Origin of the sequence: Nocardiopsis sp. N85 (assembly GCF_028882275.1) — a bacterium.
Lineage (GTDB): Bacteria > Actinomycetota > Actinomycetes > Streptosporangiales > Streptosporangiaceae > Nocardiopsis > Nocardiopsis lambiniae.
Genome location: NZ_JARBUT010000006.1, coordinates 290,978 through 313,853 on the forward strand (window position 1 = coordinate 290,978; position 22,876 = coordinate 313,853).

Annotated in this window: 22 protein-coding genes; 8 read left to right on the plus strand and 14 right to left on the minus strand. The window is 72.6% G+C overall.

All coding sequences use genetic code 11. The features are described 5' to 3' along the window. The first annotated feature begins 7 nt into the window (after positions 1-7). The 3 genes from PWG71_RS11360 (at position 8) to PWG71_RS11370 (ending at position 5,426) form a co-directional block, all read left to right on the plus strand. The gene (locus PWG71_RS11360) at positions 8-355 is read left to right on the plus strand and encodes a hypothetical protein (RefSeq protein WP_274809640.1); all 348 of its coding nucleotides are present in this window, start codon (positions 8-10) and stop codon (positions 353-355) included. Continuing rightward, positions 352-2,034 (plus strand): hypothetical protein, encoded by a 1,683-nt coding sequence (locus PWG71_RS11365; protein WP_274809641.1) that lies wholly within the window; start codon positions 352-354, stop codon positions 2,032-2,034. The genes PWG71_RS11360 and PWG71_RS11365 overlap by 4 nt, the downstream gene beginning before the upstream one ends. Positions 2,035-2,123: 89 nt before the next feature. Next, positions 2,124-5,426: a right-handed parallel beta-helix repeat-containing protein gene (locus PWG71_RS11370; protein WP_274809642.1), complete on the plus strand. Its 3,303-nt coding sequence runs from the start codon at positions 2,124-2,126 to the stop codon at positions 5,424-5,426. Positions 5,427-5,587: 161 nt separating this feature from the next. Here PWG71_RS11370 and PWG71_RS11375 read toward each other — a convergent pair whose 3' ends face one another. Continuing rightward, complete coding sequence (locus PWG71_RS11375; protein ID WP_274809643.1) at positions 5,588-6,268, minus strand: Crp/Fnr family transcriptional regulator; 681 nt, start codon at positions 6,266-6,268, stop codon at positions 5,588-5,590. Continuing rightward, positions 6,265-8,316, minus strand: coding sequence for an adenylate/guanylate cyclase domain-containing protein (locus tag PWG71_RS11380; RefSeq protein ID WP_274809644.1), 2,052 nt, complete (start codon positions 8,314-8,316; stop codon positions 6,265-6,267). Before PWG71_RS11380 ends, PWG71_RS11375 begins: the two co-directional genes overlap by 4 nt. Positions 8,317-8,501: 185 nt before the next feature. Here PWG71_RS11380 and PWG71_RS11385 point away from each other — a divergent pair, with 185 nt between their 5' ends. Continuing rightward, on the plus strand, positions 8,502-9,074 hold the full coding sequence (locus tag PWG71_RS11385; protein ID WP_274809645.1) for a sigma-70 family RNA polymerase sigma factor: 573 nt from the start codon (positions 8,502-8,504) through the stop codon (positions 9,072-9,074). Between the two features lie 27 nt (positions 9,075-9,101). Here PWG71_RS11385 and PWG71_RS11390 read toward each other — a convergent pair whose 3' ends face one another. Further along, entirely contained in the window at positions 9,102-9,383 is a 282-nt protein-coding gene (locus PWG71_RS11390; RefSeq protein ID WP_274809646.1) for a zf-HC2 domain-containing protein, read from the minus strand. A 107-nt stretch (positions 9,384-9,490) separates the two neighbouring features. After that, positions 9,491-9,967 (minus strand): COG4315 family predicted lipoprotein, encoded by a 477-nt coding sequence (locus tag PWG71_RS11395; RefSeq protein WP_274809647.1) that lies wholly within the window; start codon positions 9,965-9,967, stop codon positions 9,491-9,493. 128 nt (positions 9,968-10,095) lie between these two features. Between PWG71_RS11395 and PWG71_RS11400 the strand changes: the two genes are divergently transcribed. Further along, a complete protein-coding gene (locus tag PWG71_RS11400) occupies positions 10,096-10,683 on the plus strand; it encodes a CHRD domain-containing protein (RefSeq protein WP_274809663.1) in 588 nt (195 codons plus the stop codon). A gap of 496 nt (positions 10,684-11,179) precedes the next feature. On the opposite strand, the gene PWG71_RS11405 is transcribed toward PWG71_RS11400, so the two are convergent. Beyond that, the gene (locus tag PWG71_RS11405) at positions 11,180-11,407 is read right to left on the minus strand and encodes a hypothetical protein (RefSeq protein ID WP_274809648.1); all 228 of its coding nucleotides are present in this window, start codon (positions 11,405-11,407) and stop codon (positions 11,180-11,182) included. Positions 11,408-11,569: 162 nt separating this feature from the next. Here PWG71_RS11405 and PWG71_RS11410 point away from each other — a divergent pair, with 162 nt between their 5' ends. Beyond that, positions 11,570-13,597 (plus strand): hypothetical protein, encoded by a 2,028-nt coding sequence (locus PWG71_RS11410; RefSeq protein ID WP_274809649.1) that lies wholly within the window; start codon positions 11,570-11,572, stop codon positions 13,595-13,597. Here PWG71_RS11410 and PWG71_RS11415 read toward each other — a convergent pair. From PWG71_RS11415 to rpmG, 6 genes are all read right to left on the minus strand, one after another. Next, positions 13,556-13,939 (minus strand): MetQ/NlpA family ABC transporter substrate-binding protein, encoded by a 384-nt coding sequence (locus tag PWG71_RS11415; protein WP_274809664.1) that lies wholly within the window; start codon positions 13,937-13,939, stop codon positions 13,556-13,558. The two genes, PWG71_RS11410 and PWG71_RS11415, sit on opposite strands and share 42 nt — an antisense overlap. A 70-nt stretch (positions 13,940-14,009) precedes the next feature. Next, entirely contained in the window at positions 14,010-14,390 is a 381-nt protein-coding gene (locus PWG71_RS11420; protein ID WP_274809650.1) for a MetQ/NlpA family ABC transporter substrate-binding protein, read from the minus strand. A 161-nt stretch (positions 14,391-14,551) separates the two neighbouring features. Next, positions 14,552-16,930, minus strand: a complete 2,379-nt coding sequence (locus tag PWG71_RS11425; protein WP_274809651.1) for a lysylphosphatidylglycerol synthase transmembrane domain-containing protein — start codon at positions 16,928-16,930, stop codon at positions 14,552-14,554. Between the two features lie 131 nt (positions 16,931-17,061). Continuing rightward, a complete protein-coding gene (gene rpmF / locus PWG71_RS11430) occupies positions 17,062-17,232 on the minus strand; it encodes a 50S ribosomal protein L32 (RefSeq protein ID WP_274809652.1) in 171 nt (56 codons plus the stop codon). Between the two features lie 54 nt (positions 17,233-17,286). Next, on the minus strand, positions 17,287-17,529 hold the full coding sequence (locus tag PWG71_RS11435; protein WP_274809653.1) for a type B 50S ribosomal protein L31: 243 nt from the start codon (positions 17,527-17,529) through the stop codon (positions 17,287-17,289). 25 nt (positions 17,530-17,554) lie between these two features. Next, positions 17,555-17,719 carry a 50S ribosomal protein L33 gene (gene rpmG / locus PWG71_RS11440; RefSeq protein WP_274809654.1) on the minus strand — a complete coding sequence of 55 codons (165 nt, stop codon included), beginning with the start codon at positions 17,717-17,719 and terminating at the stop codon, positions 17,555-17,557. A gap of 166 nt (positions 17,720-17,885) precedes the next feature. On the opposite strand from rpmG, the gene PWG71_RS11445 reads away from it, so the two are divergent. Then, positions 17,886-19,643: a PhoX family protein gene (locus tag PWG71_RS11445; RefSeq protein WP_274809655.1), complete on the plus strand. Its 1,758-nt coding sequence runs from the start codon at positions 17,886-17,888 to the stop codon at positions 19,641-19,643. Positions 19,644-19,810: 167 nt separating this feature from the next. Here the strand turns inward: PWG71_RS11445 and PWG71_RS11450 are convergent, their stop codons facing one another. Both PWG71_RS11450 and PWG71_RS11455 read right to left on the minus strand, forming a co-directional pair. Next, positions 19,811-20,539, minus strand: a complete 729-nt coding sequence (locus tag PWG71_RS11450; RefSeq protein WP_274809656.1) for a YqeB family protein — start codon at positions 20,537-20,539, stop codon at positions 19,811-19,813. A gap of 142 nt (positions 20,540-20,681) precedes the next feature. Further along, positions 20,682-21,875 carry an amidohydrolase family protein gene (locus tag PWG71_RS11455; RefSeq protein ID WP_274809657.1) on the minus strand — a complete coding sequence of 398 codons (1,194 nt, stop codon included), beginning with the start codon at positions 21,873-21,875 and terminating at the stop codon, positions 20,682-20,684. Between the two features lie 58 nt (positions 21,876-21,933). On the opposite strand from PWG71_RS11455, the gene PWG71_RS11460 reads away from it, so the two are divergent. Then, positions 21,934-22,578, plus strand: coding sequence for a TetR/AcrR family transcriptional regulator (locus PWG71_RS11460; protein WP_274809658.1), 645 nt, complete (start codon positions 21,934-21,936; stop codon positions 22,576-22,578). Between the two features lie 81 nt (positions 22,579-22,659). On the opposite strand, the gene PWG71_RS11465 is transcribed toward PWG71_RS11460, so the two are convergent. Continuing rightward, a partial coding sequence (locus tag PWG71_RS11465) for an ABC transporter ATP-binding protein (protein ID WP_446725009.1) occupies positions 22,660-22,876 on the minus strand: 217 nt, incomplete at its 5' end.

The following is a 22,876-nucleotide window of genomic DNA, read 5'->3' on the forward strand; positions in this document are numbered from 1 at the left end:
GACCGGGATGTCACAGGATGGCCTTTTCGTCAATACGGAGGGTATGGGCAGGGAGGGGGCACAGATCTACGCCGCGGCCGAGTTCGCCGAGAAACTCAACGCGTGGACGAGGGCCGCGTGCCCCCCCGAGGACAAGCCGTGGGGTGTGAAGGGCGAGTACGCCGAGCAGATGGAGAAGAACGTCGGCGGCGCGAAGGAGGACCTCTACGAACTGCTGGACCTCATCGCCGTGGCCCTGCGCCAGTTGGCCGACGGCACACTACAGAGCACCAACGGCTTCCATACCCTCGAAGACGTCAATGTCGACTCCGTCGGGAACATCGGCATCGACGACCTGTCCGGAGGCCGTCGATGAACCCGCGGTCGGCGTCGGGGGACGGCGCCCCCGAGCGGCAGCGGGTGGACGCGGCACCGCTCCCGCAGGACGCCCCCGCCCAGGACCGGACCGGGGACGCCTTTCTCTCGGCACTGGGCGGGGAGACGACCACGACCGCCGGTCGGCGGCTCGAACCGCTCGTCGAGGCCACCTCGACTCCGATCGTCGACGCCGTGCCCGCGCAGGAGCGGCCGGCCCGCAGGATCGGGTCGGTGCTCGGCGGGGCCGAGCGGGTCGACGCGTCGGAGGCGGAGCCCGCCCTGGATCGCCCGAGTGCGCCGCTGATGGCCGGAGCGGCCATCGCCGGACTCATCTTGGTCGCGGCCCCCTTCGCCGTCGCCACGGGCGTCCCCGCGGCCTCGCTGAACGTCACGGCGAACCAGCAGCCGATGGCGGACGGCTCCGCCGCGGGGGGCCAGGTACAGACGGGCGGCGACCAGCACACCTCGGTCGGCTCCAACACGGCCTCCGTGTCCGGCGGCGACGGCGGCTCCCCGGTGACCGACGTGGCCGAGGACACCGGCTACGTGCCGGAGGTGCGCCAGGACATGACCGCGCCCACGATGCCCGACCCGGGCGACGCCTCCGGCGGCTCCTCGGTGGAGACCTCCTCGCCCTCCGAGGGCGGGGCGGTCGAGGACGCGCCGGTGACGGAGGGCTCCGTCGCCGGCGGGGAGACCTCTCCCGAGGGCGTGTCCGCGGCCGGCGCCGAGCGGCCCGCCACCGAGGGCGCCCCGGGTGCCGAGGACGAGGGCGCGTCCGACGGGGAGACCCCCGTCGACGGTGAGGGCGCCTCCGGCGCCGAGGGGACCGGTGAGGGCACGGGGTCCCCCGAGGGCGGTGAGGCCGCCGGCGACACCGGCGCCGAGGGTGCCGCGAACGGGGAGGGTGCCGCGACCGAGGGCTCCCAGGGCGCCGGGACCGGCGACACCGGCACCACCGGGGAGACGACCGGGGGAACGGCCGGAGAGACGGCGGACGGGGAGACCCCGATGGACGCCCCCGCCGGGGAACCGGACACCCCCGGCACCGACGCGCAGGCGCTCCAGGACACCCCGCCCGTCGCGGACGGGGAGACCGGCGAGCCCTCCTCCATCCTGGAGGGCGCCACCGAGCGGCTGGTACCCGCCGACGAGACCTACCTGGCCATCAGCGGTCCCGGCTGCCCCATGACCGGGCACTCCTCCTACGGCCACGAGGGCCGCTGGGACAGCGCGGAGGGGACCGACAGCTGGGCGACACGGCCGGGCGGCCACGTTCAGGAGGGATGCGAGGGCGACTACGACGCCATCCCCGTGTCCGGCGACCCCGAGCGCGGGAACGGGCAGTACGCGACGTGGACCTTCACCCCCGGACGTGAGGGCGCCGTCTGCGAACTGTACGTCCACGTGCCGGACGACGAGAGTCCCCTGTGGATCGCGCCCGGCGAAGCCCGGTACGAGATCCGGCCGGGGGCCGGGGTGGAGGAGCCGACCGTGGCCGTGTTCGGTTTCGACCAGTCTCAGGTCCGGGGCGGGTGGGTCCAGGTGACCGGTTTCGTCACCCCCTCCGAGTCGTTCACCGTCCAGCTCACCAACGCGGGGGCGGACCCGCTCGACACAGAGGACGGTGCGAGCGCCCACGTGGCCGCTTCCGCGGTGCGGGCCTCCTGCACCTGACCATCCACCGTACGGCGGGGCGGTCGCGAACGACCGTCCCGCCTTCCCCCTACCCGGCCCCATCGGCCGGACGAACAAGGAAGGCAACGATGAGCAGGCAGCTCCTCACCGTCGACCCCGATGCCCAGGGAGCCCACGGCTCCATCACCTCGGCTCTGGAGGCGGCCGCCGGCGGCGCGCTGATCACCATCGCCCCCGGACGCTATGAGGAGAACCTCGTCCTGCGCGAGGTGGTCACCCTGGTCGCGCGCGACGGTCGGGGCAGCGTCGAGGTCACCAGCTCCGCCGGGAGCACCGTGCTCTCGGGCGCGGAGGCGGTGAAACTCTCCGGTCTCGTCCTGCGCGGACGCGACGAGGAGCGCCCCACCGTGGACATCCCCGCGGGCCAGGTCGAGATGGCCGACTGCGAGGTGTCGGGGGTGTCCTGGTCGGCCGTCTCGGTGCGCGGCGGCGGCGCGGTGGCCATGCGCGGCACCCGGGTCAGCTGCACCGAGGGGGCGGGAGTGGTCATCGTCTCCCCCGGACCGAGCCTCATCGAGGAGTGCGTGATCGAGGAGGTCGGGACCAGCGCGCTGGTCATCGGCGAGCAGGGCCGGCCGGTGGTGCGTTCCTGCGTGTTCCGCGACGCCAAGGGCAACGGCCTGTTCGCCAGCGGCGAGGCGACCGGCGTCCTGGAGGGCTGCGAGATCACCGCGACCGGCAAGCCCGGCGTGGCCCTGGAGGACGGAGCGGCGACCACGCTGCGCGGACTGTACGTGCACCACACGGAGAAGGACGGGATCACCCTGTCCAGCCAGGCGCGGCCCGTGGTCGAGGACTGCACGATCGAGGAGGTCGGAGGCGACGGCCTCGTCGTCCGCGGGAGCTGTGACCCCCAGGTGTCCCGGACCAGGGTGCTGCGCGCCAAGGGCGCGGGCGTGCACGTGACGGAACGGGCGCGCGGCATGCTGTCGGACTGCGAGATCGAGGGGTCCCAGGGGGACGCGGTCCGCTCCGGCGGCAGGGCGGCGACCGCGTTCCTGGGCCTGCGGGTCAAGGGAGGCGGCGGGCTCCTGCTGGCCGAGGACGGCGTGGTGGAGTTCGACCGCGGCGAGATCCGCGCAACGACCGGGCACGGCATCGTCATCACCGGCGGCGCCCCCTTCCTGCGCGGCATGACCGTGGAGGACACCGGCGGCCACGGCGCCCTCCTGGAGGGGTCGGCCCGCGGCAGGCTGGAGGGGATGACCTTCGAGCGGACGCGCAGCGCCTCGGTGGCGGTGCGCGAGGGCGGGCGGCTGGAGCTGGAGGGCGCGCGCGTCGTGGACTCCCGGGACGCCGGTGTGGCGGTGGGCCCCGACGGCGAGGCGGACGTCCGCGACTGCGAGATCTCCGCGTCGACGGGCGACGGCGTCTCGGTACGCGGCGGGAGCAAGGCCACGGTGCTGCGCACCCGGGTACGGGAGGGGCGCCGCAACGGTGTGCTGCTCACCGCCGGGGCGCGCGCGACCCTGCGCCGCTGCGAGGTGTCCGGCAACCGCGCCGACGGCGTCCTCGTCCACTCCACCGAGGAGGTGGTGGTCGAGGAGTGCACCGTGCGCGACAACGGGCGCTCGGGGCTGCGCCAGACCGTGGCCAGCGATCAGGCCCGCACCGAGGACCTGTTCAGCCAGGACAACGGCTCCCCCGACGCGTTCGGCGAGATGGCCGGCACGACGGTGCCCCTGGCCCCGCTGGAGGAGGAACCGGGCGACGGCGACGGCGCGGCGGACACCGGGCCGATGCAGGAGCTGGACGCCCTCATCGGCCTGGGCAACGTCAAGCAGGAGGTGCGAACACTCATCACCCGCAACCAGATGGCGCAGCGGCGCGCGGAGATGGGCCTGCCCACCCCGTCGATGAGCCGCCACCTGGTCTTCGGCGGCGCGCCCGGCACCGGTAAGACCACCGTGGCCCGCCTGTACGGGCGCATCCTGGCCGAACTCGACGTGCTGCGGTACGGACACGTCGTGGAGGTCGCGCGGGCGGACCTGGTCTCCCAGTACGTGGGCGGGACGGCCATCAAGACGACCGAGGTGTTCGAGCAGGCCAAGGGGGGCGTGCTCTTCATCGACGAGGCCTACACCCTCTCCAGCGGCGCCGACTCGGGCAAGGGCCCCGACTTCGGCCGGGAGGCCATCGACACCCTGGTCAAGCTGATGGAGGACCACCGCGACGAGGTCGCGGTCATCGTCGCCGGGTACACGGAGGACATGGAACGCTTCCTGGACGCCAACCCCGGGTTGGCGTCACGGTTCAGCAAGACCATCGAGTTCGTCAACTACGAGGTGACCGAACTGGTGGAGATCGTGCGGGCCCTGTGCTCGGCGAACAGCTACCGGATGGCCCCCGAGACGGAGACGGCGCTTGCCGAGCACTTCGAGCGCATGCCCAAGGGTCCCGCGTTCGGCAACGGACGCGAGGCCCGCAAGGTCTTCGAGGAGATGATCGACCGCCAGGCGAACCGGCTCGGCGCCTCCTCCTCCGAGGACCACGAGTCCCTGACGCTGCTGCTGCCGGAGGACCTGGGGGCGGTGGTCGACGCGGAGGACACCCCGGACGAGCGGCGGCGGCGGATCACCGAACTGCGCGAGGAGCTGGACGCGCTGGTGGGCCTGGGCCAGGTCAAGGACACCGTGAACGACCTCACCAACCTGCTGCTCATGGCCGAACAGCGCAAGGCGATGGGGCTGCCGGTGTCGCAGATGAGCCACCACCTGGTGTTCACCGGTCCTCCCGGTACCGGTAAGACCACGGTGGCGCGCCTGTACGGGCGGCTGCTGCACACCCTGGGGGTCCTGCCCGGCGACCACGTCGTGGAGGCCGCCCGGTCGGACCTGGTGGGACGCTACGTGGGCCACACCGCGCAGCTCACCGCCGAGGTGTTCGAGCGGGCCCGCGGCGGCGTGCTGTTCGTCGACGAGGCGTACACGCTGACCCCCAAGGGCGAGGGCAACGACTTCGGCCAGGAGGCGGTGGACACCCTGCTCAAGCTGATGGAGGACCACCGCGACGAGGTCGCGGTCATCGTCGCCGGCTACCCGGTGGAGATGGACCGGTTCATGGACTCCAACCCGGGTCTGGCCTCCCGGTTCAACCACCGGGTGGAGTTCCCCTCCTACTCCGACGAGGAGCTGGTCACCATCGTCGACCGCATGGCGACGTCCTCCGGGTACGTCTGCGGCCCGGAGACCACGGCGACGCTCGCGGCTCACTTCGCGACCGTGGCGCGGGACGGCTCGTTCGGCAACGCCCGCTACGCCCGCCAGGTGCTGGAGCGCATGATCACCCGCCAGGCCGGCCGGCTGGTGGGCCTGGGCGCCGGCGCGACCATGGAGGACTTCACGAACCTGCTGCCCGCCGACGTCCCCTGATCCGCAGGGCGGGGCCACGGCGCCCCGCCCCGAAAGCCCTTCCCCGAGACCGCCCCGGCGCACCGTCCACGCCGGGGCGGTCACCCTTCCCCGGACCGGGACCGCCCCGCGTCCCGACCCCTGGGCCGACCGGCCCCGGGCTCGGAGGCGACGCTCGGCGCTCAGGCGTCCTCCGCGTAGGCGCGCAGGGCGGGGACGTCGTGCAGCGTCACGTTCATCCGCCCGGTGCTGATCCACCCCCTGGCCCGCAGCAGCGCCAGGGACTTGTTCACGGCGGCCCGTGACACCCCCGTCCACGAGGCGAGCTCGTCCTGCGAGACCGGCAGGTCCACGCGCACGCCCTCGCCCGAGTCGCGACCGAAGCGGTCGGCCATCTCCACCAGGCGCGAGGCCACCCGCCGTCCCGCGTCCAGGGCCCCGAACTCCACCCGCTTGCGGTCGGCGTCGCGCAACCGGGAGACGACCATGCGCAGCAGGAGCAGCGATACCCGCGGCCACCGTTCGAGGTAGGCCTCGAACCGCTCCGGGGTGAACGTCAGAGCGGTCAGGTCGTCCAGGGCCTGCACGGTCGCCGACCGGGGGCTGCCGTCGATCACCCCCAGCTCCCCGACCAGCGTGCCGGGGCCGCGGACGGCGAGGACCGCCTCGCTGCCGCCCGCGGTGTGGGAGGAGACCTTGATCCGGCCGGTCGTGACCACGATGACCAGATCGGAGGCGGCCCCCTCGTGGAAGAGGATCTCCCGGCGGGACCAGCGGCGCACGGTGCCCGTCCGGCGCAGGTCCGCGCGCTCCTGCTCCGTCAGGCCCGCCCAGAACTCCGAGGGTCCCTCGTCCGGCGTCACGGGGTCTCCACCGCCGCCCCCGCGGAGAGGACCTCGTGCGCCAGGACCGTCCCGTGCCTGCCCTTGACGGCCAGGTCGCCCAGCGACCGGGAGCGCACGCCCTCCCCCAGGGCCCGCAGCGTGGCGTCGCCCACCACCACCCGTCCCGGTTCGGCCATCGCCTGGAGCCGGGCCGCCACGTTGACCGCGTCCCCCATGGCGTTGAAGCCGCGCAGTTCCTCGCTGCCGATGTTGCCCACCAGGGCCGGGCCGGTGTTGACCCCGATGCGGAACCTCGGCCAGTCCGGGTTCTCCTCGGCGATGCGCTCGGAGGCGTCGCGCATGGCCAGGGCCGCCCGCACCGCCCGGTGCGCGTGGTCGCCCTGCCGGGCGGGGGCGTTGAACAGGGCCAGCAGGGCGTCGCCGACGAACTGCACGATCGTCCCCCCGTTGTCGAGCACGCACGGGACGGCGGCGCTGTGATAGCGGTTGAGCATGCGCACGATCTCGGCCGGTTCCACCGCCTCGGAGAAGGTCGTGAACCCGCGCAGGTCCGCGAAGAGGGCGCTCACCTCCAGGACCCGACCGCCCAGCGCGGCCTGGTCGGGGTCGGCCAGCAGGGACGCGGCCACGTCGGGTGACATGTACTGGCGGAACAGGGTGCCCAGTTCCCGGTAGAGCCGGACGTTCTCCAACGAGATGGACAGCTGGCCGGCCAGGACGGCCAGGGAGGCGGTCGAGTCCTCCTCCTCGCGGAGCGGGCCCTCCAGGACGCCGGCCGTTCCGCCGCGCACGACCAGCGGACGCACCGACCGCCCGTCGCGCACCGTGCCGGCCTCCTCGCCCAGGCCGACCGGGTAGACGCGGTCCTCGACGCGGATCCGCCCGTCGGAGGCCAGACCGATGTTCACGTCCCCGTAGGCGGGGCGCACGACCTCCAGGACCGAGCGCACGAAGGCGTCCTCGTCCTGGTCGCCGACCCGGGTGCGGCGGGCGACCTCCGCCAGGGCCGCCAGACGCCGGGAGGTGGCGCGCTCGGCGGCCAGGGCGGCCGCGGCCCGTTCGACCACGGCGATCTGCCCCTCGGAGAGCCGGAACCGCTCGGCGAAGGCGGCGAAGTCGGCGCCCCGGGGAGGGGCGGATCCCGTCCTCTCCCCCTCGCCCAGCAGGGCCACGAACTCCTCGATGGCCTCCTCGTACTCGGCGCGGATCCGGCGGGCGGTCTCCTCCAGCACGATCGCGTCGAACACCCCGGCGGTGGCGCCCTCGCGCCGGTACTGGACGTAGGCGCTGTAGGCGATGAACCCGAACGCCGCCACCAGCAGCACGTGCCAGTGCCACCAGGACAGGTGCCACTTGTCGGCCAGGATGACGGTGACCATGGCCTCGGCCAGCAGCACGAACGCCGTGACCAGGCTGAGCAGGACGGCGGAGGCGGTGCGGCGGAACATGAGGAAGTAGCGCACCGCGGCGGCGACGTACAGCAGCGCCGAGGCCGCCGCGATCGGCACCATGGCGCCCTCGACGTCACGCGCCTGGGCGGGCAGGTGCAGGGGCGGTGTCCCCAGCAGGCCGGCCACGGTCCAGGCGACCATGAGGACGATCAGGAGGGCCCACAGGAGCCGTTCGGCCCTCATGGCGCGGGCTCCGCGTTCGGCGTTCAGGTCCAGGGAGGACGCGAAGGCGAAGACGGAGGCGATGATCAGCCCGACCGGGTGGGAGAGGTCGAACCCGATGCCCGCGTCGGCGACGAGCATGCCGGGGGTGAGCAGGGCGTGGACGGCCAGGAACCCGGCCGAGGACAGGAAGGCCAGCGACACCAGGAAGAGGCGCCCGTCCTCGCGGCGTCGGGCGGCCACCCCCATCCACAGGCCCATGGCGACGTTGATCAGGGCCACGCCCAGGACCAGCCAGAAGTGTCCGGGGTTGTGGTGCCACTCGACGTCCAGGTGCGGACGCGCCAGGAGGATCCACAGTCCCGCCAGGGGCGCGGCGAGGTGCAGACTCCACACGATGAAGCGCACCGGGCGGGCCGAACGGGGGCGTGCCGGGGAGGTGGTCTCAGCCATGGAGGGTTCTCTGTCGGCTCGGGGAGGTGGCCCCCGAGGGACGGACGGGCCCCTCCCCGCGTATGCCGTGCGACACATCGGGTGAAAAGGGCGTCGTATGTGGAAGAGTACGCAGACACCTTAGTACGCGATCGGTTTCATGGCTGTCGTCCACCCGACGACGAGAGCCGGAGTCCCCACCCGCCATGACGCCGATCCCCGAACCGCACCGAGCGAACGCGACCCTGGAGGTCGACCCCCGGGGCGCCCCGGAGTCCGGAGCGGAGTTCATCCGAGCCGTGTGCGAGCTCCACGGCGCCGTCCTGCTGCGGTACGCCCTGAGCCTGGTGGACCGCGACGTCCACCGGGCCGAGGACCTGGTCCAGGAGGCCGTCCTGCGCGCCTGGCGCAATCGGATGACGCTGAACACCGCCCCCGAGGGGCTGCGACCGTGGCTGTTCACGGTCGTCCGGCGCCTGGTCATCGACGCGCACCGGGCCCGGAGCGTGCGCCCGGCCGAGGTCCCTCCGGACGACGCGCACGAGCGGCCGGTGGCGGACGCGACGGAGCGGATCGTCACCGCGCAGGTGGTCGCGGACGCCCTGCGGGACCTGTCGCCGATGCACCGGGAGATCCTCGTCCACGTCCACTACCTGGGGCGCGGCGTCAACGAGACGGCCGAACTCCTGGGGATCCCCCCGGGCACCGTGAAGTCGCGCACCCACAAGGCGGTGCGGGCCCTGAAGGAGCGGTTGAGCGCCCGCGGGTACCGGCGCTGAGGCGTGTTCCGGCGCGGGGTTCGACGATCACGCGCCCCCGGCCCGTCCGCCGTCGTTCGCCGCGCGTTCCACCGCACGGCGGGCGATGCCCTCGATCCGGTCGGGGGTGACGGAGAAGTCCGTGAGGAACTCCTCCAGCGGGAGGTCCGCCAGGGCACGGGGGACGATCTCCAGGTCGCGGACGCGGGACCGGCAGGAGGGGCAGACGAGCAGGTGGACGTCGGCCGCGGCCCGTTCGTCGGGTTCCAGGGCACCGAGCACGTAGGTTCCGGCGAACCCCTCGCCGCAGTCCTCGCCCGACTCGAACATCGTCTCTCCCGTCCCGGCCCCGGGGGCCGCCCCTCGCACCCGCCGCTTCACGGTACGCGTCGGGCCGCCGAGCGTCCCGCCCGGGGCGCGTCGGCGACCCGACGCCCCTACGGCACGTCCTTGACGAGGGTGCCGTCGGCGGCGACGAGGGACCACTCCCCGTCCAGGCCCTGGCCGTTGCTCTCCTCGGGCAGGACGTCGCCGACGTAGTAGTACAGCGGCCATTCGCCGTAGGTGACCTGGGTGACGCCGTCGGTGCGCTCGGTGGTGCCGAGCAGCGACGCGTCCAGGCCCTCGCCCGGTTCGACGTCCCCCGCCGTGGTCAGCGCGGGCCAGGTGGCGATGCAGTCCGCCTCGCAGACGCTCTCGGCGTCCTTGTCCTTGGTGAACCCGTAGAGGACGCGGCCCTCGGCGTCGGCCAGGGCCGTGCCGACCTCGCTCTCCACCAGGGAGATCTCGACCGGGTCGATCTCCGCCGGGGAGGGGGACGGGTCCTGGGCGGCGGAGTCGTCGGAGGCCCCCGTGGAGCAGGCGGTCAGGACGAACAGGGCGGCGATGGCCGTCAGGGGCGCTCGGGTGCGCATGGTGGGACTTCCCGTCGTCTCGTCGTGCGTCGTTCGGATGCGGATACGGGCGGGCCCCGCTCGCGGTTCACTCCGGGTCCCGGGGCATCGGGTGAACCGCGCGTGCACGGGCGCCGTATCCGGCACCGATCGCCCCCACTCCCCCGGGAACGGGGGCCTGGGACACGGACGAACGGGGACGGACACCTCACCATGCGCACACGTATCCTCGCGACGGCCACCGCCGCCGTCATGATCGCCACCGCCGGGGCCGCGCACGCGGACGAGCACGGGGGCCACGGGAACCCGGCGGGGGCGGCCCCGCCGGGACACCCGATCCGAACTCCACCAGGGGCGAGAAGGCCGTCTTCTTCACGGCCGAGCTCAGCGGCGCCGAGGAGGTGCCCACCGCGGACGGTCCCGCGGTGGGCGACCCGGAGGGGTACGGCCGGGCGCTCATCTCGATCAAGGGGGACCGGGTGACGTTCGCCCTGGAATGGGAGGGCACCGAGGCGCCCACCCTGGGCCACGTCCACCGGGGCGCGGCCGGTGAGAACGGCGCGATCGCGGTCGAGCTGTTCACCGGGACGCTGCCCGCCACGGTCTTCGCCATCTCCGGCACCGCGCACGTGGACCCGGCGGTCGCCGAGCGGATCAACGCGGACCCGCACGGGTACTACCTGAACCTGCACACGGGTGAGTTCCCCGACGGGGCCGTCCGGGGTCAGCTCTTCTGACCCCCTCGCCCCTCCCCCGGACCGCCCCGGGTCCCGTCCGAGCCGGCGCGGTCACCGAGCCGGGCTCAGGCGACGGAGGCCCGAGCCCGAGCCCGGCGGCGAAACGGTGAGACCTCGGCCCCTTTCCTGTCCGACGCGGATCGGACGTGCGCAGCGGCCCTCGTCGGCGACGTCGGCATCGGGTGCGAGGCTTGCGACCAGTGCCTCGGTGAGGGGCCCTGGAACAGGTCGTCCCACGGCAGTCGGGGCGATCGGGCGCTCATAGTAGTCCTGGAACTCGTTCCGGTGGTGCGCGGCCGGATCCGGACCCGTACAGCCCATGCAGCATCCACGAGGCGCCGTCGTCCACATCACCGGTGGCACCACTGCTCCACCCCGTGTCGCCGGTGCGCCACCACAGCAGGGCGGTCACGCCGAGTTCGTCGCCGACGAAGCCTGGCGCGGCAAAAAGGTCGGTGAACTTCTCTGGCAGGGCGTCGACGGTTCCCGGCGGGAATCACTCATCGTTGCCGTAGGGGCTAACCCGTGACTCATGGTAAAAGCAGCGGATGAGCCCGGCGGATTCCGAGAGCGCGATCGCGTAGTCGTCCCCTCCCCCGTTGTCCCGGGTCGCCAGGTCCCGCCCGAGCCTCCACCCCGGTGTGAAGGTGCACAGAAGGTACTCGGAGTCGGGAACGACGAGGAACTCCAACAGCGTCATCCTGCGGGCGATCTCGCGTACCACGGTGAGGTCGGGCAGGCGTCAGGCGATGTCGGAGGTGTCCATGCGCACCATCTAAGCAGTCTTCGAGGACCGTTCCCGGCCGGGAACGACGACGGCCGCCCCCGATCGGGTAAGGAGAAGAGGAATCGAACCCTCCCCATGACCCGCGCGAGCAAAGGAACCATGGACGATCCCTCCTTCTCCACCCCCTCCGAATACGGCAACGTCTCCAACGAGGTGACCGCTTCTTACATCTCCCGGCTGCTCCAGGCTCGGGACATTTACGGTGTCGTGTACTTCGGGGACGTCGAACACCTCCGCCCCCAGTCGCTCCCCAGCGCATACCAGGACTACCTGATGGAGGTCCACATCGCGCGTGACCGGGAGGAATACGACGCCTTCCGTGAGCTTGTCCGTGCCGAGAGGTTCGGGTACATCGTGGGCGCGCCGGGCAACGGGCGAGAGATCACCGCCGTCGCGGTGCTCAGGTCTTGCGGATTCAACGTCGACACGATCCCCGTGGCCGATGGCGACGAACGTCTCATCTCGCGCTCTCCGCACGCCAGGGGGCGAGGATACGTCCTTGATCTCTCTGATCTAGAAGGAGACGTCACAGAAGCACTCAGAGAGGTGGAAGGATTTCAGGAACGGGCGAACCGGGCGGGGGCAGCCGTCATCGTGATACTCCGGCCCACGCAGATCCCCCATGAACGACTCCTCTCTCGTCCTCTGAAGGTCTCGGCCACCGATGCCCTCACTGTTTTCTCCTCGCATCTGTTCCATCTCACCGGCCGGTCAGCCGAACCGTGGGCAGAAATCCCGGAGATCAAGGTGGCTCTGGACCGGGCGACCCCCGCCGACGCCGTGCGACTGGCCCGCGTCGCCTTGGAGGTCCTGTCAGAGGCGACCGACTTCCCGGAGTGGGTGGCGCTGACCCTGGCGGCCTACCGGAACTGGCAGGCGGAGCTGCGACGATGGTTCTCCGAGAACCGAGGTGAGGAGGGGATCTGGAACCGGGTTGTCCTGACCGCCACGGCCATGCTCGAAGGTCTTTCCGTGACTTCGGTGCTCACCGCAGCCGACACCCTCGCCGAGCATTTCAGGGTGCCCTCCGGGCGTTCCGGCGGGATCGCCGGAACCGGAGTGGACGAGGCGTTGGAACGGATCGACGCCATGCACGAGAACGGCGAGCGAGTCCGGTTCAACCGGCCCGATTACGCCGACGCGGTCATGGATCACCTTTGGTCGCAGCACCCGCTCACCAGGAAGAGGGTACTGGCCTGGAGTGAGGCGCTCATCCTTGGAAACACGGGCGATCACTCAGTCGTCCTGGCCGATTGCTGGTCCCGGTTCGTGATTCGACACCGGGATGAGGCGCTGGCAAACGAGGTCTTCAACTCTTGGGTGAAGAAATCGGGCACCGCCGATGCCGCAGCCCGGTTCGCGGCGCGCATCGTGACCGTGCCGGGTTTCGGAAGGAGGATGCGACGCCGTCTCTACGAGGCCGCGAAGAGCCCCGACCAAACGCAGGCCCGTGTCATCGCGCGCACCTGCGTGGAGCTCGGGGCGGTAGACCCCGGGGCAGCCCTGGTGCGGTTGCGCAGACTGGCCGACACCGAGGACGAACGTATCCGGGCCGAAGTCCACAACGCCCTGACACGTCTGGCAGCCGCCTCTGACGAGGGCTGGTCGGCGATCATGACCGAGGTCGTGTCCTGGACGGGGACGGAGGGCTCCCGGGCACGCACGGCCCTCACCTTCATTGTCCGTGTTCTCTCCGCCGAAGAGACCGACGATCCCGGGCGTGCGGGCGCCCCGAGCGCGCTTGTGGCCCTATCCGACGCCGCCGAGCGGAGCGGCGACACGGCGGATGAAATGTACACCACGCTGAAACACCTGTGGCGGGTGGTCATGGACTGCGGCGACGATGATCTGGACCTGGTATCAGTGGCCGCTCGACCATGGATCGCCCAGGTCTTGGAGGAAAGGACGCTCCGGAACTACGCGATCGGCGTCCTCTTTCATGCCGCCCGCGGCCCCGAGGAGAGCACCGACCCCGAGATCAGTCAGCGCATCGTGACGATGACACGGGCGATCGAGATTTGGTGCGCCGATCACGCGGACAGGTTCGATCGGACCGAGCCGATCGTCTACGACCTCCACAGTCTGTTACACGAGGCGCGGTTTCGCCACCGCCCTTCCCACTGGTGAACGACGACGGCCACCGGTCCCGACGCGGGGAGGGCGGCCGTCGGAAGGAGGGGGTCGGCCCCGAGCGGCGGGGATGACGCTGCCGCCGAACTCCTCCTCGATGAACGCTGCGGTCTCCGGGGAGGTGAGCAGCTCCACCAAGGTGGTGATGCGCGGATCGTCGACGTCGTCGGCGCGGGCGACCAGGACGTTCACGTACGGGTTGTCGTCGAAGGCCTCCAGGAGGATGGAGTCCTCCTCGAAGTCCAAACCCGCCTCTCGGACGTAGTCGTTGTTGACGATCGCCGCGCCGACGTCGTCGAGCGGGCGCGGCGACTGGGCCGCCTCGACCTCGCGGAACACCAGGTCCTCGGGGTCGTCCTCGATGTCGGACAGGGAAAAGGTCGCCGCGTCGGCGCCCTCGGGCAGTTCCTTAACCGCGTCGACGGTGTGGGAGTACAGACCCAGCGGCGGCAGGTAGACCTTCGACGGCGACCAGGTCGGTGCCGTTGTCCTCGTTGCACTCCACCAGGAACAGCTCGTGCCGGTAGAGGTCGACATCGAGCCAGCCCTCGGCGAGGGCGGCGTTGGGGGCGATGTAGTCGGAGTACTCGACGATCTCCAGGTCGAGTCCGGTGTCGGCGGCCGGTTCGGCGTCGATGAAGTTCAGGATGTCGCCGGCGGGGACGGCCCTCGCGCCGACGGTCAGCCGCTCGGTCCCTTCCGCAGGCTCGGCCGCATTCTCGGAGGGGGCGCCGCAGGCGGTCGCCGCCAAGAGGAGCGCGGCGGGAACGGCGAGGGAGGGACGGCACATCGTGGGGTCCTCTGCACAGTGGCAGGCGCAGGGGTGTCACCCGTGCATTTCCTAGTCAATCGACCTTAAATGAGGGCTATCCACTTTTGCGACACTCTGCAACAAAAGGCATGCCATTGAACTTTCCCGACCCCACTACGGCCACCGCGGTGTCCGGGCACTCACAGGGCCTCCCGCCGCTGGAGGTAGGAGAAGGCCCCCCACCCCGGCAGTACCGGAAGCCAGAACGTGAGCACCCGGAACAGGAGCACCGCGGACAGCGCCATCGACGTCGGCACACCCGCCACCGCGGTGAGCCCGCCGATGAGCGCCGCCTCCACCGCGCCCAGACCGCCGGGGGTGGGCGCGGCCGAACCGATCGCGTTCCCCGCCAGGAAGACCACGGCGACCGCGACCAGGCTCACCTGGAGGGAGGCCGGGGTGAACGCCAGCACCGAGAAGTACAGGCACAGCACGAACGCCACGGTGAGCAGCAGGGTCCCGCCCAGACCGAGCGCCAGGGCCCTGGGCCGTTGCAGGGTGTCCAGCAGCCGGGGCAGCACCCCGCGCAGGTAGGGGCGGGTCCGGTCGGTGATGGCCCCGCGCAGCCGGGGCGACAGCAGCACGAAGGCCACGACCAGGGTGACCGCGATGCTGATGATCACCACCGTCGGCGAGGGGGTGAACCCGGTCCAGTACGAGGCCCCGGTCAGATAGGCGCACACCAACAGCAGCGGCACGTGCACCAGGAACCCCACCAACTGGGTGAGCCCCACCGCGGACAGGGCCAGCGACGTGGGCGCCCCGGCCTTGACGACGAACCGGGTGTTGATCGCGATCGACCCCAGCCCGGCGGGGGCTGCGATGCGCACGAACGACGCCGCGTACTGCACCATGACCGTGCGCCACCAGGGCAGCCTCAGGGGCGTGAACCCCATCAGCACCATGGCGGCGGCGACCATGCAGAGGGTGGCCATCGCCAGCGCGGCCAGGGTCCATCCGGGGTCGGCCTGTCCGACGCTGCTAAGGTTCACGCCGGCGAGCTGGTAGAGCAGGACCAGGCCCACGACCGTGACGACGATGCCGCTGACCACGGCGCGCGGCCGCATCCGCTCCACCCGCGCCGTCTCGACCGGGGCCTCGGGGGCGACCTCGGTGATCGCGTTCCGCACCCGACCCATGAGCTCCTTGTCGGCGCGCAGGGCCCGGCGCAGGGGGTAGGGCAGCCCGGGCGGTTGCAGGAACGGCAGGATGGCGGCGGTCGCGGGCACCCCGAGTGCGCGCGCGGCGGAGGCGACGGCGCGCTCGGCACCCACCCGGGTGGCCAGCAGGGCGACCAGGGCGGCGTTGTCCAGGGAGACCGTGAGCGGAGGCGCGGCCACCGCCCCCCGGCCCACCCCGGTGAGCACGGCCTCCCCGGTCCCCCGGCCCACGCCGACCGTGGCCCCGTGCAGGTCGCCGTGGGAGATGCGGTGACGGTGGATCCGCCGGAGGGCCTCCCAGAAGCGGTCGAGCAGGTCGTCGGTGAGGTCCCCGTCGGCCAGATCGTCGACGGGGAGGATCTCGGGGAGCTCACGGACCAGCAGAACGGTACCGGGGCCGAGTTCGCCCACCGCGAGGATCCGCGGGGTCGCCACCCCGGCATCGCGCACCGCGTGCCCCATGAGGGCGGCGTGCTCGGCACGGCGGCGCACCCCGTAGAGGATGCGGGGGGCGAAGGGGCCGCGCAGCAGCACCAGGTCGCGCAGCCTCCGCCAGAACCCGGCGGTGTTCTCGGAGGCGAGCACGATGGCCTCGACCCGGCGGCCGTCGGCCAGTTCCACCAGATGGCGGGGATCGCCCTCGGCGTCGTTCCCGGCCGGGGAGACGCCGACGGGGTCCAGGCCGAACCGGCGCAGTTCGGTGGTCAGCCGCCCGTCCGCGGGGGGCGCGGCGGCCTCACCGACGGCGTACCGGACGAGTACCGCGCACGTCACACCGATCATGACCGTCAGCACGAGGGCGAGCGGGCTGGTGACCCCGGCCAGCAGGGCGCACACGGCGGCGGTGCCGGAGGCCGTCCACAGCAGGGAGCGCACCCGGGGCTGACCGGCGGGCATGGTGAGACCGAAGGCGAGGGCCGCGGCGACGTAGCCGAGGGCGGCGCCGGTGAAGAGGTCGCGCGGAGGGAGGGGGATGCCCGGTACGAGCTCGTCGGAGCCGATGAGCGAGAACAGCAGCTCGTTGATCAGGGAGGTGAGGGCGTACGCGGTGACGGCGGCGACGCTCACCCGGAGCAGGTCGCGCGGGGCGCCGCCGAAGAGGATGCGCAGCGTCGAGTAGCAGACCAGCAGGATGAGGGCGAGGTTGGCGCCCAGCGCGGCGAGGAAGAGCGGACCGGCGGGCAGCAGGGAGCGCAGGCCGGTGGAATCGACGTCACCGTCGGTGACCACGCCCACCACGAGCAGGGTGACCGCGATCGCGCCCAGTCCACAGGCGCCCACGAGGAGGTCGACGGGTCTGCGCGGCGCGCGTACGGCGCTGGGACCCGGGCGGGGGGTCTCCGTGTCGGTTCTCGTCACCCCACCAGCCTGCCCGACCCGGAGAGCGTTCGGGCACCGGGACGATGGCGTTTCGCCCAGTCCGTTTCCCGGTCCGGGAAGGACGAAGGGGCGTCGGAGACCTCTCCCGACGCCCCGTGGCCGACGCGGTTCTAGGCCGGCGGGGGCAGCAGCCCGCGCCGGTAGGCCGGGATCAGGTTGCGCGGCACGCGGTACTCACGGCCCTCCAGGGTGATGGGCACCAGGTCGGGGACCTCGGCCCGCCACTGCGAGCGGCGCTTGCGGGTGTTGGAGCGCGACATCCTGCGCTTGGGTACGGCCATCGTGTTCCTCTCCTCGGGGAGGGGCGCCGGGAACGGCCCCCGGCGCCCCGATCGTCACTTGCCGTAGCGGCGCTTGAAGCGCTCGACGCGGCCGGCGGTGTCCACGACGCGGGCGTTGCCCGTGTAGAACGGGTGGCTCGCGCTGGAGATCTCGACGTCGATCAGCGGGTAGGTGTTCCCGTCCTCCCACTCGATGGTCTTCTCGCTGTTCAGCGTGGACCGGGTGAGGATCGCGAAATCACCGGCCCGATCGCGGAAGACGACGGGTCGGTAGTCGGGGTGGATACCGGTCTTCATGTCCGTGTTCCCTTCCGGGGGTGGGTCAGCGCTCTTCCCTGAAGTCGACGTGGCGGCGGACCACCGGGTCGTACTTGCGCAGGGTGAGGCGGTCGGGGGTGTTGCGCCGGTTCTTGCGCGTCACATAGGTGTAGCCGGTTCCGGCGGTGGACTTGAGCTTGATGATGGGGCGGAGCTCATTGCGTGCCATGGGACCTCTCCTTCACGTTCCGCACCTAGCAAGGAAATGATAACCGTTTTTATTTCCTCAGCGCGACGCGAGGCCGCAATGCACAACAGCGCACACTTATTGTGGTTATCTCATTACTGATAGTGACATTCGTCGCGCGTGCGACACACTCCGGCCTGGAGGGGACATGACCGACCGACGAGGGCCCGCGTTGACCCGGCGCCACCTGCTCCACGCCGCCGGACTGGGCTCCATGGCCGCGGCACTGGCCGGTCTCCCCCACGGACCGGCCCTGGCCGACCCCGCCGGCGGTACCGCGCCCGGCTTCACCGAGGTGCCCGTGACCCGGGCCGACCGGGTCACCGTCCCCCCCGGGTACACCTCCCGCGTCCTGGCGCCCTGGGGCGCGCCCATCGTCCCCGGCGGGCCCGCCTGGCGACCCGACGCCGGGAACACCGCCGCCCAGGCCCGCCTCCAGATCGGCACCGGGCACAGCGGACTGCACTACCTGCCGATGGGACCCTCACGCGAGGGCGTCCGCAACGGCCTGCTGGTGATCGGCCACGCCGCCCTGGACCCGACCCTGCTGCACACCGACGGCGGCCGCTCCGACACCGCCGAACGCGTCGCCAAGGAGATCGCCTCCCTCGGGGCCACCGTCATCCGGGTCGAGCTGACCGAAGGCCGCTGGCGGCAGGCGCGCGACGAACTCAACCGGCGGATCACCGCCGACACCCCCGTGGTCTTCTCCGGACCGCTCGCCGGGCACCGCGCCCTGGACACCGGCGCCGACCCGTCGGGGACCACCGGCGGCTCGGCGCACGCCCTCACCCCCTGGCACACCTATCTGACCGGGGAGGAGGCCTTCCCCGACGTCTTCGGCTCCCGGAACGCCTCCTGGCGCCCGGAGACGACCGAACGGGCCTACGGGCTGACCGCCGGCTCCGCCCGCGGCTGGCACCGCCACCACGACCGCTTCGACCTGGCCCGCACCCCGAAAGAGGCGAACCGGTTCGGCTGGGTGGTGGAGATCGACCCGTTCGACCCGTCGGCCCCGCCCGCCAAGCGCACCGCGCTGGGCCGGATCGCGCACGTCGGGATCGCCGTCGCCGCGTCGCGGGGCCGCCCCGTGGTGTACATGAGCGACGTCGCGCACGTGTACAAGTTCGTCGCGGCCCGCCCCTGGGAACAGACCCGCACCGCGACCGGGAGCCCCTTGGACGAGGGGACCCTGTACGCGCTGCGGCTGGACCGGGACGGGACCGGGACGTGGCTGCCGTTGACGCACGGCCGCACCGGACTGACCGTCCGGGACGGGTTCGCCGACCGGGCGGACGTGCTGCTGCGGGCGCGCCAGGCCGCCGCGGCGGTGGGGGCCACCGCGTTCCGGGGACCGGGACGGCCGACGGTCCACCCCGACACCGGCGAGGTGTACCTGCCCGAGGCCGGCGACGGTGGAGGCGGCCGCCTGCTGGTGTGGACCGAGGGGGCGCTCGACCACGCCGCCACCGTGCTGGCCTGGCGGGAGTTCGCCAAGGCGGGCGGTTCAGGCCAGGGCGGCGTGCTCACCTCTCCGGGCGGGGTCTTCGCCGGGGCCGACGGTCGCGTGTGGATCACCACCGATGTCGCCCGCTCGGCCGGCGCGGCCGGACGCGGACACCCGGGCAACGGCGCGCTGTTGTGCGCCGACCCCGGGACCGGGCGGACGCGCCGGTTCCTGACCGGCCCGCGCGGGTGCGGGATCGCCGGGGTGAGCGCCACCCCCGACCAGCGCACCCTGTTCGTGGCGGTGCGCGGGCCGGGGTCCTCCGACGCCCGCTCGGGCGGGCCCACCGCCGAGAACCCGCGTGCGGTGGGCAACTGGCCCGGGTTCGACCCGAAGGGCCGTCCCCGGTGCGCGGTGGTGGTGGTGCGCAAGGAGGACGGCGGGATCATCGGCACCTGACCGCGACCGGTGGTGCCGGTGGGAGGGCGGACACACCACCCCTCGTCGCGCCTCCCGGTCGGCCGGCAGGGGCGTGGTCCGGCCTCGGAAGACGGGTGTCCCCGACGGCGAAGGTGCTCACCCGCCGGTGGCCACGGCACCACGTCCCGTCGACCCGGCACGCCCCCTCAGGCGTCTCCGTCGGACGGGGAGGCGGGCGTACGACGCCAGTGCTGACGCCCCTCCTCGTCACGGACGACGACGCCGTGGCGGGCGAGTTCGGCCCGCAGCCCGGCGGCGTCCTCGGCGTCCTTGTTCTCCAGCGCGGTCCGACGGGTGCGCAGCAGCGCCTGAACGTGCCCGTCCAGGTCCGGGGTGCCGTCCAGCCAACGCCGGTAGTCGCCCCCGTGCGGGTCCCCGTCGGCCCAGACGTACCCGTGCGCCTCGAAGGCGGCGCGCAGCCGCTTCGCGCCGTGATCGGTGGCCGCCCGCACGACCTCCGCGGTCGCGGCGTCGAGGAGGACCAGCTCCTTGCCGTCCAGGAAGGCGGCGCCGAAGCGGTCGCGTGCCACCTCGGTCGCCCGGTCGGGGGTGATCACGCGCACGGTGTCGTCGGCCACCTCGACCGTGATCATCTCCCCGTAGGCCGACAGGGCCACGAGGCCGCCCCCCGCGACGCCCAGACCCACGAGGACGGCGGTGAGGATCGGGCCGCTCAGCCGGGCCAGGATCTCGACCTTGTCCGGTCCGGGCAGGAACGGGAGCGCGAACACCCACTCCGGCATGGTGGTCAGCCACCCCGGGAGCATCGACAGCACCAGGCCCAGAGCCGCGCCGATCAGTGGGAAGGCCGTCCACAGGAACAGGTGGTACCCCGCCCCGTGACGAACGACGGCGGGCGGTCGGTGGGGGGTCATCGTGATGTGCCTCTCGGGATCGTCGTACGGGAAGGCCACGGGGCGCCCCGGGACGAGGCGCACGCCCCGTGCCGCCGGTGGGCGGTCCCGCGCTCTCCTCCCCTTCGGGAGGGAGAGGAGGTCGGGAAGGTCCTCTTCCGGGTCATCGGCGACGGGCCGTGTCGACGACCACGCGGCCGTCGCGCAGGACCAGGGCGACCCGGCGCAGGGGATCGAGGTCGGTGAGCGGGTCGCCGTGGACGACCGTCAGGTCGGCGGCGCGTCCCGGGGCGATCGCGCCGGCCCCGTCGATCCCCAGGGCGCGGGCGGGGGCGGTGGTGGCGGTGATCAGGGCCTCGCGCGGGGTGAGACCGCAGGCGGCGAGGAGTCCGATCTCCCGGATCAGGCCGGCGCCCGAGCGCACGGCGGGCGTGCCGGCGTCGCTGCCGGCGAGGAGGACCCCGCCCGCCTCGTGGAACTCCCGGGCGCGGTGGCGCAGGGCACGGGCGGTGTCGGCGTCCAGACGCGGTTCGGTCACCGCGAGGGTCGGGGCGAGGGTGACCCCGCGCGTCACCATGGTCTCCAACAGGTCGGCGGGCCAGCCCCGCAGCGGACCGCGCGGTTCCAGGTGCTGGAGGTGGTCAGCCCCCGCCTCCAGGAGTTCGGCCAGGTCGGGGAGGGTCCCCCAGTGGGCGACGACCGGGACGCCGTGCCGGTGGGCCTCCTCCACGATGGCGGCCAGCACCGGAGGGGCGATCGGCTCCAGGACCCGGCGGGCGGGGTCGCCCCGGTCCTGGACGACCTTGATCACGTCGACGGGGTCCTCGCCGCCGGCCAGGTCGGCGACCTGCGCGCGGGCCTGATCGGGGCTCCCGGGGACCCGGACCCAGTCGTCGTCCGGGGAGGCGCCGATGGTGGCCACCGGATGGCCGCCGGGGGCGGTGAAGAGCGGGCCGGCGATGCGCACCCGAGGCCCCGGCAGGGTCCCGTCGGCGACGCGGCGACGGAAGTCGTGGACCCAGGCGTTCTCGTCACCGAGGCTGCACACGGTGGTGACGCCGTGGGCGAGGAAGGAACGGCGTTTGCCCGGCTGGAAACGGAACCACCCGGCGATCGCCCGTACCCGGGACAGCGGCCCGCGGGTCTCGGGGGCGCCGAGGTGGACGTGGGTGTCGACGAGTCCGGGCAGCACGGTGTGTCCCGGCAGGGGGCGCACCCGCGCCCCGTCGGGAACGGCGGCGTCGGGACCGACGGCGGTGATCCGCCCGTCGGTGATCACGACGGTGCCCTCGACCGGTGTCAGGGTGTCGCCGACGAGTGTCCCGACCCGCGTCAACGCGAGCGTCCTGGCAGCCATGTCCATCTCCTTCCGTTGCACTGGACCCTTTCCTAGTTGAGCATATAGGATACTGTACATGCAACCAGGAAATGATCCGAGCCCGAGCGGGGAGACGTTCGTCGAGGCGGCACGGCGCGATCAGATCGTGGCGGCCGCGATCGAGACCATCGCCGAGGAGGGGTACGCGAAGGCGTCGTTCGTCCGCATCGCCGAACGCGCGTCGATCAGTCCCGGCCTGATCACCTACCACTTCAAGACCAAGGAGCGGTTGATCCGGCGGATCCTGGGCGACATCGACACCCGACTCGACAGGGCGATGGAGGGCGGGGAGGAACCCCTCGAAGGGTTCGAGGACGGCCTGCGCCGGATCATCACCGGACACATCGGGTACTGCGCGCGCAACCCTCGGGAGATGGCGGCCCGGCGGGAGATCACGGCCGCCGCCACCCTGCCCGAGAGGCTGCGCGGAGAGATCGCCGAGGCGGAGAGGGCCGGGCGGGCCGAACTGGTGGGCTTCCTGACCGAGGGCCGGCGGCACGGGGAGTTCCGGGCGTTCGACCCCGAGGTCTTCACCGACACGATGTTCGCCGCGATGCACCGGGCGCCGGCCGTCCTGCGCGAACGCCCCTCGGCCTCTCCCGGGGACTACGCCCGCGAGCTGGCCGACCTGTTCTGCGCCGCCGCCACCGGCCGTCCGCCGGAGCACCGCACGGACGGGTGACCCCGGCCGGGCCCCGGGAACACCGGCGGGGGCCGGTCCGCGAGTGCGGACCGACCCCCGTGATCGGGCCGGAGTTCCGGGTCAGACGGCGGCACGGGCGCGCAGCGCCTCACGCTCGGCGCGCTGACGGCGGGCCTCGTCGGGGTCCAGCAGCGGAGCGGCCGTCAGCAACTGGCGGGTGTAGTCGCTCCGCGGGTTCTCGTAGACCGAGTCGCTGTCGCCCATCTCCACGACCTCGCCCTTGCGCATGACCGCGACGCGGTCGCTCACCTGACGCACCACCGCCAGATCGTGGGCG

Coding starts and splice junctions, on each gene's coding strand:
- PWG71_RS11450 (WP_274809656.1), bottom strand. CDS start 20,539: ATGACCCCCCACCGACCGCCCGCCGTCGTTCGTCACGGGGCGGGGTAC.
- PWG71_RS11390 (WP_274809646.1), bottom strand. CDS start 9,383: ATGTTCGAGTCGGGCGAGGACTGCGGCGAGGGGTTCGCCGGAACCTAC.
- PWG71_RS11385 (WP_274809645.1), top strand. CDS start 8,502: ATGACGCCGATCCCCGAACCGCACCGAGCGAACGCGACCCTGGAGGTC.
- PWG71_RS11460 (WP_274809658.1), top strand. CDS start 21,934: ATGCAACCAGGAAATGATCCGAGCCCGAGCGGGGAGACGTTCGTCGAG.
- rpmG (WP_274809654.1), bottom strand. CDS start 17,719: ATGGCACGCAATGAGCTCCGCCCCATCATCAAGCTCAAGTCCACCGCC.
- PWG71_RS11420 (WP_274809650.1), bottom strand. CDS start 14,390: ATGTGCCGTCCCTCCCTCGCCGTTCCCGCCGCGCTCCTCTTGGCGGCG.
- PWG71_RS11395 (WP_274809647.1), bottom strand. CDS start 9,967: ATGCGCACCCGAGCGCCCCTGACGGCCATCGCCGCCCTGTTCGTCCTG.
- PWG71_RS11455 (WP_274809657.1), bottom strand. CDS start 21,875: ATGGCTGCCAGGACGCTCGCGTTGACGCGGGTCGGGACACTCGTCGGC.
- PWG71_RS11435 (WP_274809653.1), bottom strand. CDS start 17,529: ATGAAGACCGGTATCCACCCCGACTACCGACCCGTCGTCTTCCGCGAT.
- PWG71_RS11365 (WP_274809641.1), top strand. CDS start 352: ATGAACCCGCGGTCGGCGTCGGGGGACGGCGCCCCCGAGCGGCAGCGG.
- PWG71_RS11360 (WP_274809640.1), top strand. CDS start 8: ATGTCACAGGATGGCCTTTTCGTCAATACGGAGGGTATGGGCAGGGAG.
- rpmF (WP_274809652.1), bottom strand. CDS start 17,232: ATGGCCGTACCCAAGCGCAGGATGTCGCGCTCCAACACCCGCAAGCGC.
- PWG71_RS11410 (WP_274809649.1), top strand. CDS start 11,570: ATGGACGATCCCTCCTTCTCCACCCCCTCCGAATACGGCAACGTCTCC.
- PWG71_RS11380 (WP_274809644.1), bottom strand. CDS start 8,316: ATGGCTGAGACCACCTCCCCGGCACGCCCCCGTTCGGCCCGCCCGGTG.
- PWG71_RS11445 (WP_274809655.1), top strand. CDS start 17,886: ATGACCGACCGACGAGGGCCCGCGTTGACCCGGCGCCACCTGCTCCAC.
- PWG71_RS11370 (WP_274809642.1), top strand. CDS start 2,124: ATGAGCAGGCAGCTCCTCACCGTCGACCCCGATGCCCAGGGAGCCCAC.